Source organism: Snodgrassella alvi (assembly GCF_040741455.2).
Classification (GTDB): Bacteria; Pseudomonadota; Gammaproteobacteria; order Burkholderiales; family Neisseriaceae; genus Snodgrassella; species Snodgrassella alvi_E.
The window spans coordinates 265,223-277,102 of sequence record NZ_CP160328.2; the positions used below are offsets into that span (position 1 = coordinate 265,223).

At 37.9% G+C, this 11,880-nt stretch carries 17 protein-coding genes; 9 read left to right on the forward strand and 8 right to left on the reverse strand.

Annotated elements, in window-relative coordinates:
• Nucleotides 1-302: 302 nt before the first annotated feature.
• From ABU615_RS01215 to ABU615_RS01225, 3 genes are all read right to left on the reverse strand, one after another.
• A complete protein-coding gene (locus tag ABU615_RS01215) occupies nt 303-710 on the reverse strand; it encodes a type VI secretion system amidase immunity protein Tai4 (RefSeq protein ID WP_367488377.1) in 408 nt (135 codons plus the stop codon).
• A gap of 125 nt (nt 711-835) precedes the next feature.
• Nucleotides 836-1,366, reverse strand: coding sequence for an inorganic diphosphatase (locus ABU615_RS01220; protein ID WP_367488376.1), 531 nt, complete (start codon nt 1,364-1,366; stop codon nt 836-838).
• Between the two features lie 165 nt (nt 1,367-1,531).
• A complete protein-coding gene (locus ABU615_RS01225) occupies nt 1,532-2,518 on the reverse strand; it encodes an SHOCT domain-containing protein (protein ID WP_370389036.1) in 987 nt (328 codons plus the stop codon).
• Between the two features lie 219 nt (nt 2,519-2,737).
• Here ABU615_RS01225 and ABU615_RS01230 point away from each other — a divergent pair, with 219 nt between their 5' ends.
• From ABU615_RS01230 to ABU615_RS01270, 9 genes are all read left to right on the forward strand, one after another.
• Complete coding sequence (locus ABU615_RS01230) at nt 2,738-2,911, forward strand: hypothetical protein (protein WP_370389037.1); 174 nt, start codon at nt 2,738-2,740, stop codon at nt 2,909-2,911.
• The gene (locus ABU615_RS01235) at nt 2,904-3,071 is read left to right on the forward strand and encodes a hypothetical protein (RefSeq protein ID WP_367488367.1); all 168 of its coding nucleotides are present in this window, start codon (nt 2,904-2,906) and stop codon (nt 3,069-3,071) included. The genes ABU615_RS01230 and ABU615_RS01235 overlap by 8 nt, the downstream gene beginning before the upstream one ends.
• A gap of 481 nt (nt 3,072-3,552) precedes the next feature.
• Nucleotides 3,553-3,822 (forward strand): plasmid mobilization relaxosome protein MobC, encoded by a 270-nt coding sequence (gene mobC, locus ABU615_RS01240; RefSeq protein WP_370389038.1) that lies wholly within the window; start codon nt 3,553-3,555, stop codon nt 3,820-3,822.
• A complete protein-coding gene (locus ABU615_RS01245; protein WP_367488361.1) occupies nt 3,819-4,748 on the forward strand; it encodes a traS protein in 930 nt (309 codons plus the stop codon). The genes mobC and ABU615_RS01245 overlap by 4 nt, the downstream gene beginning before the upstream one ends.
• 260 nt (nt 4,749-5,008) lie before the next feature.
• Complete coding sequence (locus tag ABU615_RS01250) at nt 5,009-5,488, forward strand: ParB N-terminal domain-containing protein (protein ID WP_370389039.1); 480 nt, start codon at nt 5,009-5,011, stop codon at nt 5,486-5,488.
• Between the two features lie 10 nt (nt 5,489-5,498).
• A complete protein-coding gene (locus ABU615_RS01255; protein ID WP_370389040.1) occupies nt 5,499-6,413 on the forward strand; it encodes a hypothetical protein in 915 nt (304 codons plus the stop codon).
• Entirely contained in the window at nt 6,413-6,979 is a 567-nt protein-coding gene (locus ABU615_RS01260; RefSeq protein ID WP_370389041.1) for a DNA adenine methylase, read from the forward strand. Before ABU615_RS01255 ends, ABU615_RS01260 begins: the two co-directional genes overlap by 1 nt.
• 812 nt (nt 6,980-7,791) lie before the next feature.
• Complete coding sequence (locus ABU615_RS01265; RefSeq protein ID WP_370389042.1) at nt 7,792-8,070, forward strand: type II toxin-antitoxin system HicB family antitoxin; 279 nt, start codon at nt 7,792-7,794, stop codon at nt 8,068-8,070.
• Nucleotides 8,071-8,409: 339 nt separating this feature from the next.
• Entirely contained in the window at nt 8,410-8,928 is a 519-nt protein-coding gene (locus tag ABU615_RS01270; protein ID WP_370389043.1) for a site-specific integrase, read from the forward strand.
• A gap of 574 nt (nt 8,929-9,502) precedes the next feature.
• Here the strand turns inward: ABU615_RS01270 and ABU615_RS01275 are convergent.
• The 5 genes from ABU615_RS01275 to ABU615_RS01295 form a co-directional block, all read right to left on the reverse strand.
• Nucleotides 9,503-9,838 carry a hypothetical protein gene (locus ABU615_RS01275; protein ID WP_367488344.1) on the reverse strand — a complete coding sequence of 112 codons (336 nt, stop codon included), beginning with the start codon at nt 9,836-9,838 and terminating at the stop codon, nt 9,503-9,505.
• Nucleotides 9,839-9,840: 2 nt separating this feature from the next.
• On the reverse strand, nt 9,841-10,272 hold the full coding sequence (locus tag ABU615_RS01280; protein ID WP_367488341.1) for a M15 family metallopeptidase: 432 nt from the start codon (nt 10,270-10,272) through the stop codon (nt 9,841-9,843).
• 80 nt (nt 10,273-10,352) lie between these two features.
• Nucleotides 10,353-10,679 (reverse strand): hypothetical protein, encoded by a 327-nt coding sequence (locus ABU615_RS01285; RefSeq protein WP_367418616.1) that lies wholly within the window; start codon nt 10,677-10,679, stop codon nt 10,353-10,355.
• On the reverse strand, nt 10,679-11,167 hold the full coding sequence (locus tag ABU615_RS01290; RefSeq protein ID WP_100156166.1) for a hypothetical protein: 489 nt from the start codon (nt 11,165-11,167) through the stop codon (nt 10,679-10,681). Before ABU615_RS01290 ends, ABU615_RS01285 begins: the two co-directional genes overlap by 1 nt.
• A gap of 67 nt (nt 11,168-11,234) precedes the next feature.
• On the reverse strand, nt 11,235-11,876 hold the full coding sequence (locus tag ABU615_RS01295; RefSeq protein ID WP_367488336.1) for a hypothetical protein: 642 nt from the start codon (nt 11,874-11,876) through the stop codon (nt 11,235-11,237).
• Between the last annotated feature and the right edge of the window lie 4 nt (nt 11,877-11,880).

The following is an 11,880-nucleotide window of genomic DNA, read 5'->3' on the forward strand; positions in this document are numbered from 1 at the left end:
TCCAGAATTATCAAATTTAGCCCAGAAACTTTCAAACTCATTCAGTTCTTATAGCCTGTCTGTGTCAGTAGTATATTGCAGAGCATATCTGTATTTTACGATAAAAAATATGGTTCGTAATTTAAACAATTGGCTTACGGGGTAAAGTATGTTTGCGTAGTTATGAATTCGCAGATATGTAAGTGCTACATGCGCTAAATAATTTTATATGATTTATAATTTGCATATTTCGCATAATATATATTATGTTAAATTTTAATATACATTTTGTTTCTGTCTATCTTATGCTTTTCAATCTTTAGTCACCTTTTATTCGAATTTGAAATTACTTTTCTGGCAAGTGTCTCTAGCTCTTTGCTATGGTAAAGATCCAAACATTTTAGAAATTCAAATTTTATTCCTTTAACTTCCTGCTCAGCTAGTGGATTAAAATAATTACGGGATAAATAAGAATTGATTAGTACAATTTCTTTATCTATACTTTTATCAATGTCGTAATCAATCCAGTCTTTTAATGCACTTACACTGTTGCCTGTATCTTTTGCTACATCTTTGTTTCCTTTGTATGCTTTGGTGATACAAAATGCAAAAACCATATCCTTATAATTCTCTATAAAGGTACGGTTCACTGCCTCGGGAGTTGATGCTTGGCTAATTAATGGCAATAATATGCAGCAGCTGGATATTATTTGCAATTTAAGCTTTTTCATTTTTGCTCCCAAAACTTGGCTTTAAGTGTTACATATTCTTTTTCAGGCTCAACAATAGTTGCTGCGAAATTTTGAATTTATAAAAATTTCGCAGCTTATTTGTCACTATGTTTTTTATACTTTGATTACTGATGCTGCCAGCGCTCTTGAGATTCGCGTATAACTGATTTAGCTTCGTCGATATCACCCCAGTGTGTTACCAGTGTGGTACCTGCCTTTTTCAAATCTTTATAATGGTTGAAATGAAATTCTATTTGTTTGATTAATTGTGCTGGCAAGTCTGCTAATGTATGGATAGCATTACCATTGTTCCGATCGTCAGCAGGAATAACGACAATTTTGTCATCAACTTCTCCATCATCTACGAATTTCATAACACCAATAATTCTTGCTTCCAGATAAATTCCCGTACTCAAAGGCTGATCAGTGATAATTAAGGCATCCAACTCATCACCATCTTCATCGAGAGTTTGCGGAATAAAGCCATAATTGGTAGGTTTGGCGAATATCACGGGTTCCACCCGATCAAGTTTCATAGCACCAAGTTTGCGGTCCCACTCTATTTTATGATTTGAACCTGCTGGAATTTCTACAACTACGTTGATAATACCGCCGTCTACATTACCGGCATCGAGAATTTTATTGAAATCTGCCATGATATAAATGTCCTGCAATAGTTTTGAGTGGCGGTATTGTAAACAATGGATTTTTGTTTGCCCATATTTTATTAGATAAAATGTTAGTTTTCATTGATATTTTGTTTTATTTCAGATTAAAGTAAGAAAGCCAGTATTTCTCAAATCTGACTTTCTGTATCATTACTAAATCTTGTAACCATTTAATTCTTTGATTTTATTTTCAGATTTATTGATAATGCAATTATCATAATTTATCTGAGTTTCAATGAGGTTTTTAGCTGTCGGTCTGGAAATGCAATATTTATTGATTTCATCTGACCACTGTTCATATGTCTGATTGAGGTTCTGCTGAATATCGTCAGGGATGGTTGACCAAGTAATATTTACTCTTTTAAGTGCATCGGATGCTTTTGCATCCATTTGAGCTGCTTTGTCTTGTTTTATATCTGTCAGATTTGATGCCTGATCATCCAGCAACTCTTTAGCACGATTATTCAGCATGACGGATTCACAATATTGGTTGGCAACCTGTTGAGCCAGTATTGTTTGATAGCCAGTTAGGGAGCAGGAAGTGGTTAATGCAGTGTTATCCCAGTCTTTTTGTTCTTGTTGTATAGTCGCTTTGAAATCCGGATCAAGATTCGACCATATATTGCGTAGATTAGCTAAAGCTTTTGCACGATCCTGCTGGAATTTATTTAAAAGCTGATTTAATTCTTCCGGCGTCTTGGTATTCAGATTTAGACCTGTACTATCGGAGTCGTCTTCCAGATTTTTATCTGCAGCATTACTGGTTTGCTGCGCATTGACGGTAATGCTTTCACTAGCTGCGCTTGCAGACAATGTTCCGGAACCATTGTTGGGTTGCAGGTCTTTTTTGTTACCAGCAAAAATGAAATACATGGCTACTATAATAATTAGTCCGATAATGATGATTAAAATTATTTTTACGCTATTACTGTGTGCTGGTTCGTTTTGTTTTTGATATGGTTCCTCTATAAATATCGGAACAGATTCCTGATTCTCATCTGCTTCTTCGGAAGGCGAAGTTTTGGCTTTAGATGATAGAAGTATGGCTTTCTGAGCTTCATACTCTTCTTTTGTTATCGCGCCTTTTTCAAATAGTTTAAATAATGCTTCTAGTTCCTCTGTAAGAGAAGATTTATCCATACCCTACCCCTGTAAAAAAATTTATTTGATTGTTGATAACATAAAGTAAAGATATATTTGTTGCAAGCTTTTATGCTCGTTTTCAGCAAATAAATTTAGTTTACAGGCTATTGTTATATTGGATCAAAATATACAATTTTCATTTTGGTAATTTTTGAGTAATACTATTTACGTTACTCTGGAAAAAATGGCCGAGAACGCACCGTATGGGGCACTGGCTTGACAGAATCTATCAATCAGGCAGGAGCAAAAATTGGTGACAGCATCAAACTGGAAAGGCAGCGACAGCAAGCGGTTACAATCCAGATTCCTGAACGTGACCAGAATGGCCAGATAATTGGCCAAACTGAAAAACAGGTAAACCGTAAAACGCCATGCAACTTACGTGAATAACTGGGTAAGTGTTCTGGAAAAAGACCCTACAGATATTCTGCATGCCTGCCGCGATGCTCAGAAAATACAGAAATATATCCCCAGCTTTCAGCAACAGCAGCAGATCACTCCTGAAACGGTACAAAATAAACTAACGCCGGAAGAAGAACTGCTAAACTGAGCCAAAGAAATCTATCTGAGCCAAAACTCCCTACTGTCCAAATTGAGCATCAACACCGCCAGATACGGTTGTATGCGGTCGAAAAAGTGCTGGAAAAGTTACCAGACAACCTGAAAGCAGAAGCCTTAACTAATTTCTATAAACAGTAAATCAAAGCAGCAGGCATCAATGTCGAATACCCACAGGACAAAGGTATTTTGAAAGAATATGAACGCTAGGAGAACTGACCATGAGCCACCCTAAAATCTGAGGCTTAACCGAAGATGTAAAGAAAAAACTGAAGGACGTTGCACTGGCTAAACTGGGTAAGCCCAGTATATCCGGACTGGCCAAGCATCTTTTACTGAAAGAACTGGATAACCCAGCACCTGTTATCCGTAAGAGCGATGATACTGGCAAACAATGCAAAAAGTACCGGCTGGAATTGCAACTCAACCATCACCAGAACACATATTTACGCACCTCAGCTGAGCAGCAATTGATGACAGCCAACGCTTTGGCCGTGGACATCATCAACTATCACATCACAGGCTACCCTGCCCTGTCTAACAGCGAAGTCCAGGCTCTGTATCAGTCCAATTACCAGATGCTGCGAATTGGCCGAAATCTTAATCAGATTGCCCGCCATCTGAATGCTGGCGAATCAGGTGGTATTATCACAGACGAAATCCGCCAGCTACGCACCATTATTGACAAACATACAAAAGTAGTACGGGAAGTGATGCAGGCCAGCAACATGAGGTTTGAATGAACAAGTCAGTTGTTGATTGGTTGTTAGCCTATAAAACACGAGCTGACAGAACAAAAGATTCTGGCGGTTTTTTGCTTGTCCGCAAGAAATCCCCACCACTTAGATCAGGCTACGGTTTGGCCAATTTACGCACAGCTGCTCTGAAACAGCCTGAAGTGATGGTAAAGATAACACGACGCAAAAGTAATGCCAGTAACGGCCTGAAAGGCATACGCAATTATCTTGATTACATCAGCCGTAACGGTGAGGTAGAGGTTGAAAATCAGGACGGCGAAAAGCTGAATGGCAAGAAAGCATTGCGTAACCAAACAAAAGACTGGCAAAAACTTGGCATACCAGAAAATGAGAAAAGCTGCGAAGCACTTAATATTGTGCTTTCAATGCCCGCAGGAATGCCGCCACAGGCCGTAAAGAATGCATCAAGTGAGGAGTTTGCCGCCGAACAGTTTCAAGTCCACCAGTACGCATTTGCATTGCATACAGATAGTGAATGCCCTAATGAACCGACTTACCCACATGTCCACCTGTGTGTACTGATGCGTGGTGAGTTTGGCCAAAGGCTTAATCCCCGTAAAAATGATCTGTTCGAATGGCGGCTGCGATTTGCTGAAAAGATGTACGAACAAGGCGTGCCATGCGCAGCTACTCGTCGCCAGCACAGAGGAGTAATCATTAAAGAATACAGTACACTTAAAGCCATGCAGAAACGCGGTCATGTTGGACAAGTTCATAAACGCCAGGCACAAGAACTGATTGAAGCTCTACGGAACAGCAAAAGACCAGATCACCTATTCATGAAAGAGGCGGTTCAAAACCGTGCAGACATTGTAAGCACATATAAACAGATATTAAAAGAACTCTACAAGGGCGGTCCTAAAACCGAAGGCAGGCTAATCAGGCCCAGAAAAGATATGATAAAACTCTAAAATATGTAAATTAAAAGCAAATTCATAGTATTGGGCAAAATAATTTTGAGCGTTAACAAATCAAAATGCTTACATATTATTTTTATAATTTACTGTTATATACAAAATTTATTATTTTGATAAATATGCTATATAATGATAATTAAATTGTTCATCTTAAATTAAATTTTATAAAGTTGGGATCTTATATACTTGTTTAAGCTCAAACAATTAAGTCTCGAAAACTTGAGTTTTAAACAGCTAGATTTGAGGAGCTGGGCATGACAATAAATCAAAAATGGTATGAAAAACAGGAATATAAATCAGTAGATGATTTGCAACTTTGGGATACCAATCCACGTTTTAACCCATCTAGGAAATTAGAAACACTCAAAGATTGTGTAGAAGAACTGATTAAAGATGATAGTGGCAAAGAAAAATTTATCAATTTAATTACTTCCATAGCTATAGATGGATTTATAGGTTTAGATCCTATAATTATTTGTCAAAATAATGAAGCAGGATTTACTGTGGCAGAAGGCAATAGACGGGTTATGGCGCTAAAACTATTACGTAATCCAGAAAACTCGCCCAATAAAATCCGGAAATATGTGGACAAGTTGTCTAAATTAATTAACAAGAGCGAAATCGAAAAAATAAATGTTTTCTTAGCACCTTCTTTTGATGATGCAATCTGGTATGTAACGAAACGACATACATCAACAAATAATGGCTTAGTCCCATGGGACAGAATCAGATGAACAAGATGAAGTGTTATATGGAACAAAAATTAAAATATCAACATTAGAAAGGTGGTTTAATCATTCTGAAGTTAAGAAAGCTTGGCACATAAATTTTGATGATTACAGATTTAAAATTAATGCCGACATTAATAGCTTTTATATTGCATATGCACATCTTTTAAAATTAATGATTAATAAAAATGAAGGTTTAGGGTTTATTGTTAATACACGTACAATAGACAGTAACTTGCAAAAAATTTTAAATTTTTTACCTAAAGTAAAACCTCTTCAGGAAAGTGGTACAGGGAAACCAACTGGTGACGATACTGAAAAACCAATTAGTGGTGATACCGAAAAACCAATTGGTGGTGATACCGAAAAACCAATTGGTGGTGATACCGGAAAACCAAGTGGTGTCGATACCGGAAAACCAACTGATGGCGATACTAAAATCGATAAACAGGAACTAATTGGAGATCCTAATCGTAAAAGTCTTGCTTATAAAAAATATATAATTACAACAGATAACTATAGACTACATGCTATATTTCAGGAACTGAAAAGATTACCAACCCAATCTTATCCGCAATTATCAGCAGCAGGGATTCGAATCTTTTTAGAGCTTTCTATAAATAACTATTTATCTGCCAAAGATTTACAATCAAATGTAGCACAAGAAAAAAACAAAAGGTTCGACGATGTTACATTAACAGAGAAACTGAAATATTTAAGTAAGTTAAATCTTGATTCAAAGCAAGCTTCATCAACTTTAAAGAGATTACTCAATTATACTAATGATTATAGTATTCATACCTTAAATAAATATATTCATGAAAACACAACTGATAAAATCAATCGTGAATTTTTAAATAATTTTTGGGATATACTCATACCTTTATTTGAAGTTTTAGTGGATATGAGAGAAGAAAAGAAAGAAAGTTAATGTTCTTATCTCCTTTAAGATACCCGGGTGGGAAATCAAAATTAACAGCTTATGTCCTTGAAACGATCAAACTAAACGGTCTCGAAGGGGCATACTATGCTGAACCTTTTGCTGGCGGTTGTGCTATTGCATGGTATCTATTATTAAATGGACACGCCCAAAAAGTATATATTAATGATTTGGATCGAGCCATTTATGCTTTTTGGCACAGTGTCCTTAATCGAACGGATGAGCTTTGTGAGCTAATTTTAACAACACCAATTAATATTGATGAGTGGTTGCATCAAAGAGAAATATATCGACAAAAACATCACGATTATTTAAAACTTGGATTCGCCACTTTATTTTTGAATCGCACTAATCGGTCAGGAATCTTAAATGCTGGAGTTATAGGCGGTTTAAAACAATCTGGAAAATATAAGCTTGACTGCCGATTTAATAGAACTGTCTTGATTAAGCAAATCAGTGCGATAGCTTCTAGAAAAAAAGATATTCATTTAACAAATTTAGACGCAACTGTGTTTATTCAGCAATATGTTCAAAACATCAAGAACCGATTTTTGTAAACATTGATCCACCATATTATGTAAAAGGTAAAGGGCTTTATCAGAATTTTTTTGAACATGATGATCATTATCATCTGTACGAAAACATAAAACGCTTAACAAAACCTTGGATAATTACTTACGATAATACTCCTGCCATTTGTGATATCTATGCTGAATATTTTCCAGAACCATTTAATTTAACTTATTCAGCACAAATCAAACGTAAAGGGTCTGAGATAATTATTCACTCACCTGAGCTATTGAAAGCATCATTCAAACCCGATGTTACCTTTAATGAAATCAGGCAATATTATAAACAGAAAGAGTACGAAAAATTTAATCAATTATAAAGTAAGACTCACATAACTTTCACCCTGACTAATAAATTCCGTTATTAGTCTATCCAAAAATTCATTAATAATAACGAATCGATTACCTTCTTAATCAAGATGACGCTAGTCGATTCGTTTTCTTATTATTTTTTCCCACAAGTTTTCTTATATCACTAAATGCATTTGAGCAACTTTCAAACCTACAACAAATCACCCTATTTGTTACAGTATCGTTTACTTTTTATATTTGATGTTTAAAAATACACACACCAAGGAAAGGAGATATGCTTAGCTCAAAACTTATTAAAATGCTTAAAGAAAACGGGTAGTATGAAGTTGCAGTTAAAGGGAGCCACTACCAATCAAGCATTTAACAAAAAAAAGCCGAGTTATTATTCCTTACCCCCAAGAAAGATTTACCGTTTGGGACCGTAAAGAATATTCTGAAACAAGCTGGTCTTTAATAAGGCTAATCTCAAAATCAACTGAAAGGATCAAATGTTTCTATATATCGCAATCCAGAAAGATGGTAACACTGGTTATGGTGTAACCGTGCCAGCCCTACCTGGTTGCTTCTCATATGGTGACACCCTTGAAGCAGCGATTACCAATACTAAAGAGGCCATCGAACTCCATCTTGAAGGTATTTTTGAAGATGGTGAAGAGCCTGTAATTGAGCAGATACCTTTGGATAACCTTATTAATAACTCGGATTATGCCGGAGCACAATGGTTTGGTGTTGAGGTGAATATTGATCATTTAACCCTTACAGCGTAAGCTGAATCTGGCAAACCGCCCCGCTTTACCGGTGATTGCCTATCCCGCGCGCGTTTATTTTAAAAACCGTTTCTTTATTGAAAAACTCTTTGATTTTCAGGGTGCATATGCTGAAAATAACATTATTGAAATGATATAGAAAATTTATCGAATATTTATAGAATAAATATTTAAAATTTCTTTAGCTTCTCAAGGCTAGAGGATGATTTGAATTACTTGCTTTACAAGGAGAAATTACACGTTTTGATAAAATACAGGAACTTAAACACCGAGTGAAATGGTTGTGGCCAAAGGATGCCAGAAAATTATTAAGTTGTTTAATACCTTAATATGGCAGACATGGCAGAATATGATTTGGGAACTGGTCTTAGGCAGGCAAATGTTTTCGATTTAAGATGGAAACAAATAGCCTTCCAGAGGCGCACATGTGAATATTATCCAGAGAATATGAAGTCAGGTAAGCCATTGGTGATACCATTAAATGATACAGCTATCAATGTTCTGGCCAGACCACTGGGAAAGCATGAGAAATATGTTTTTTTGCATTCGCGCAATCAACCGGTTAAGTCTTTAAATTACAAGCTATGGAAAAAAGCTCTGGATAAAGCCGGAATTGAGAAAGACTTTCATTGGCATGATTTACGCCATACTTGGGCTAGCTGGTTAGTACAGAATGGAGAATCACTGTATGTCTTAAAAGAAATGGGAGGCTGGCAATCTTTGGAGATGGTACAAAAGTATGCGCATTTGGCTCCAGATCATTTAGTTAAACATGCAATGAAGATTGATAATATTATGACAAGCGATTGTCACAATTTGTCACAGCAAATAAATCAGAGGAGGAAGTTATTACAGTAGAGATGATGCGTAAGATGTTGAAAGAAATGGAAGATAAATGGTGGGTCGTCAGGGGATCGAACCCTGGACAAATGGATTAAGAGTCCGATGAGCATTATTACAAGTTATTGTTTTTAAACAAATGAACCGCCTGCAAACTTAGTTCATTTGACTTGTTTTGATGTGGTTTTGTCTTAAATTTGGCAAAATCTATTGGCATTAATTTTTTGATTTCTACAACTTAACCGTAGTTTTTTTTTTTCAAGAAAACGGCATTGACTATTGTTAAGCTGTAGTTATCGTTTATACGTTTATCATTTTATTCGTGATTGAACTCAGTTGTTGCGATCTCCCCAACAACTGAATTTCTACCCCATACAATTTAAGCTCAAAATATTTCAACCGTTGTGAAGATCACCACGGTTGATTCTTTAGTTACAAGCTTTACTGAATAGCTTTTACCAGTGCGCTATGCCGTCGTGCACATTCATTATACTTCTCTACCACCCCAACTGCCCACGGGAGAATGTCGGCGCCTGTAGAACCATTTAACGGGCTTAATGCAGGGCATGGCTCGGTAAGGTTGGCCGGAACATTAACGGCTGCTAATGGCTTCGTTGACGAGGCGCACCCCTGAAGAATCCAGACAGACATTAGTGTACACAGGCACCCTAATAATTTTTGTGACTTGCACTTGTCGTTCATCTCGCTTTACCTCGTTTTCTGCTTTCTGTTTCTCGTAATTTTGACTGGCCTGTTTGGATGCTTCCTGCTGTTTGGCCAAAGCCACTTGATATTGCCTTTGCGTTTCGTCTTTCCCTTTGTGGTAGCCGTTCTCATATTGCTTGTGGCCATAGCTAAGCATGATGAATAGAAACATTAAGGCCGCCAGCAACCACGCGCCAGCGGCCAAGTAATTCACGTTCTTCATGGCTACACCTCAAAATGTGGGTAATCTTTGGTTTTCTGCCAATCCCCGCCCCAATTAATGGAGACATTTAGTTCCTTGGCGGCTTGCTTCATGGCTTCGGCGATTAAACGGAATTTGGCCAAATCGTTCCAGTCTACCGGATAAGGTACCAAATCTACGGCGCGCCCTTGGGAATGCTTACTCGCAAAAGGATTATTTAGCCACGTAACTTTACTGATGCTGGGTTGTGCGTATTTCGCCGGCACACCTTTCTGTGTACATTGCTGGGCAGTTCTACCCTTGCCATAGTTAATGCAACATTGCTCACGGGAGCGCAATCCCTCCGTTACCATGAAATCTTGTTTGGCGATTTCAATGGCTCGTTGAACCACCTTTACAAGGTTAGTATTTACGCCCTGAAGATTAGTTAAAGAACGCTTACTTAATTTGTACATATCAAACCCTTTCACATATAAAAAATGCCAGCTACTTAGCTGGCTTTTGATTTTGTAATCTAATCAAATGTACTATCTGTTTACTTGTCGTCCTTATCTCCTATTATTTTTTCTGCCTTACTACAGACTGCATTGATTAACTTTTGTGCCATCCTTGGCGCGGTGGCCTTGAACGCATCTAATAGCGAAGTGGAGGCCATGCCGGCAAACACGCCGACGCCAGCAAACAGCCACGGATGATTCTGCGTGAAGTAATATTCGGTAACAGCAGCTGCAAACACCATGCCGATAACAATAAAGGTAAGGGTTAAAACTATCCCATAGCGTTTGTAATCCGATACCACCAGCGCACCCAGAAAACCGCCCCCAAGGGCGAAACAGTTGGCCAAGGTGAATGCCTCATTCATTATTCACCGCCTTTTTTGTCTTCTACTCGCTGAGTGTGTTTAATAAGATTTCTACCCGCCAGCGCACACACTACGGCCAGTACGGTATAGGTAGTCATACCCGTAGACAAAGGCGGATAGGCGGCAATAAATGCCCCTGCAATCAAGAACCAGATTAAGGATGCCCATATCAGCAAGCAGCCTGAAATAATATTGCTGCGGCTGGATTGAAAAACAGCAGCGCTTAGCTGGCTAACAGATACGATGAACAGGACGGCAACCAGAACGTCAGGGTGCAGGTGCTGAAATTTCTCGTAAAGGTCTTCCTTTAGCATTTCGTTTCCATGCAAGGCAAAAACCACCGCAAAACCCAACATGACTAACCCGCTGGTAATCTCAATTACGCGTGTACAGGTACCGAATAAAAAATTTTGAAACCACGCCGGCAGGAACCGAAACTCAACCACCCAGTCCAGTGCCTTATGCAACCATTTAAATGCTTTTTTCATATCATGTAAACTCCATAAAAATACCGCTTTACGCGGGTGTTTTTTCAAATTTAATTTTGGCCAATAGTTAGGGGTTAAGCTTAGCCTCCTCCCATAAAGCGAAAAGCTTGTCCGCACTGATATTTAACGCTTGTGTGAAAAAATCCCAGATATCGTCATTTACCAACGTAAAGCTCTGTGCTTCAGATATCGCATTTCTTACCTTGATTAAATGAGATCCAGCTAACTCCCGCTCGGCTATTTCAAGTAGTTCCGTTTTATTTTTACCCAATCGCAGTTCAGTCGACGTTAAAAGTTGGCTACGGGTAATCGCCCCTGCTTTTTCCTTTTTATCCTGAAGACGTAATTCATCAGAATTAGCTACATCCACCCAACTGCCCGCCTCTTCTGACCACTCAGTAAAGGGTTTTGGAGCGTGGGTAGTAACATCTTTTGGTAATTTGCCTAAGGCTGTTATAGTCTGCTTTTCGCCAGTTTTCTTGAGGTATACAGCTTCCCCACGATGGTCTTCAATATACTTCCATTGCCCATCATTCCATTGTGCAATAAAGCCATTTTTATGTTCAGGCTCATCGGATTCAATACAAAGACGAGGAATTAAATAATGCCCGTTTTTTACAACTGGGTCTAAATCGGCGGTTGTCATTCCTACAAAGTATCTATCTTCATCAAGCTGACATACTGGGATGGTTAACGGGTAATCTTTCATGCTT

Excerpts from the sequence above, each read along its gene's own strand:
- ABU615_RS01215 (WP_367488377.1), bottom strand. The coding sequence starts at position 710 with ATGAAAAAGCTTAAATTGCAAATAATATCCAGCTGCTGCATATTATTG.
- ABU615_RS01220 (WP_367488376.1), bottom strand. The coding sequence starts at position 1,366 with ATGGCAGATTTCAATAAAATTCTCGATGCCGGTAATGTAGACGGCGGT.
- ABU615_RS01225 (WP_370389036.1), bottom strand. The coding sequence starts at position 2,518 with ATGGATAAATCTTCTCTTACAGAGGAACTAGAAGCATTATTTAAACTA.
- mobC (WP_370389038.1), top strand. The coding sequence starts at position 3,553 with ATGACAGCCAACGCTTTGGCCGTGGACATCATCAACTATCACATCACA.
- ABU615_RS01245 (WP_367488361.1), top strand. The coding sequence starts at position 3,819 with ATGAACAAGTCAGTTGTTGATTGGTTGTTAGCCTATAAAACACGAGCT.
- ABU615_RS01250 (WP_370389039.1), top strand. The coding sequence starts at position 5,009 with ATGACAATAAATCAAAAATGGTATGAAAAACAGGAATATAAATCAGTA.
- ABU615_RS01260 (WP_370389041.1), top strand. The coding sequence starts at position 6,413 with ATGTTCTTATCTCCTTTAAGATACCCGGGTGGGAAATCAAAATTAACA.
- ABU615_RS01265 (WP_370389042.1), top strand. The coding sequence starts at position 7,792 with ATGTTTCTATATATCGCAATCCAGAAAGATGGTAACACTGGTTATGGT.
- ABU615_RS01270 (WP_370389043.1), top strand. The coding sequence starts at position 8,410 with ATGGCAGAATATGATTTGGGAACTGGTCTTAGGCAGGCAAATGTTTTC.
- ABU615_RS01275 (WP_367488344.1), bottom strand. The coding sequence starts at position 9,838 with ATGAAGAACGTGAATTACTTGGCCGCTGGCGCGTGGTTGCTGGCGGCC.
- ABU615_RS01280 (WP_367488341.1), bottom strand. The coding sequence starts at position 10,272 with ATGTACAAATTAAGTAAGCGTTCTTTAACTAATCTTCAGGGCGTAAAT.
- ABU615_RS01285 (WP_367418616.1), bottom strand. The coding sequence starts at position 10,679 with ATGAATGAGGCATTCACCTTGGCCAACTGTTTCGCCCTTGGGGGCGGT.
- ABU615_RS01290 (WP_100156166.1), bottom strand. The coding sequence starts at position 11,167 with ATGAAAAAAGCATTTAAATGGTTGCATAAGGCACTGGACTGGGTGGTT.
- ABU615_RS01295 (WP_367488336.1), bottom strand. The coding sequence starts at position 11,876 with ATGAAAGATTACCCGTTAACCATCCCAGTATGTCAGCTTGATGAAGAT.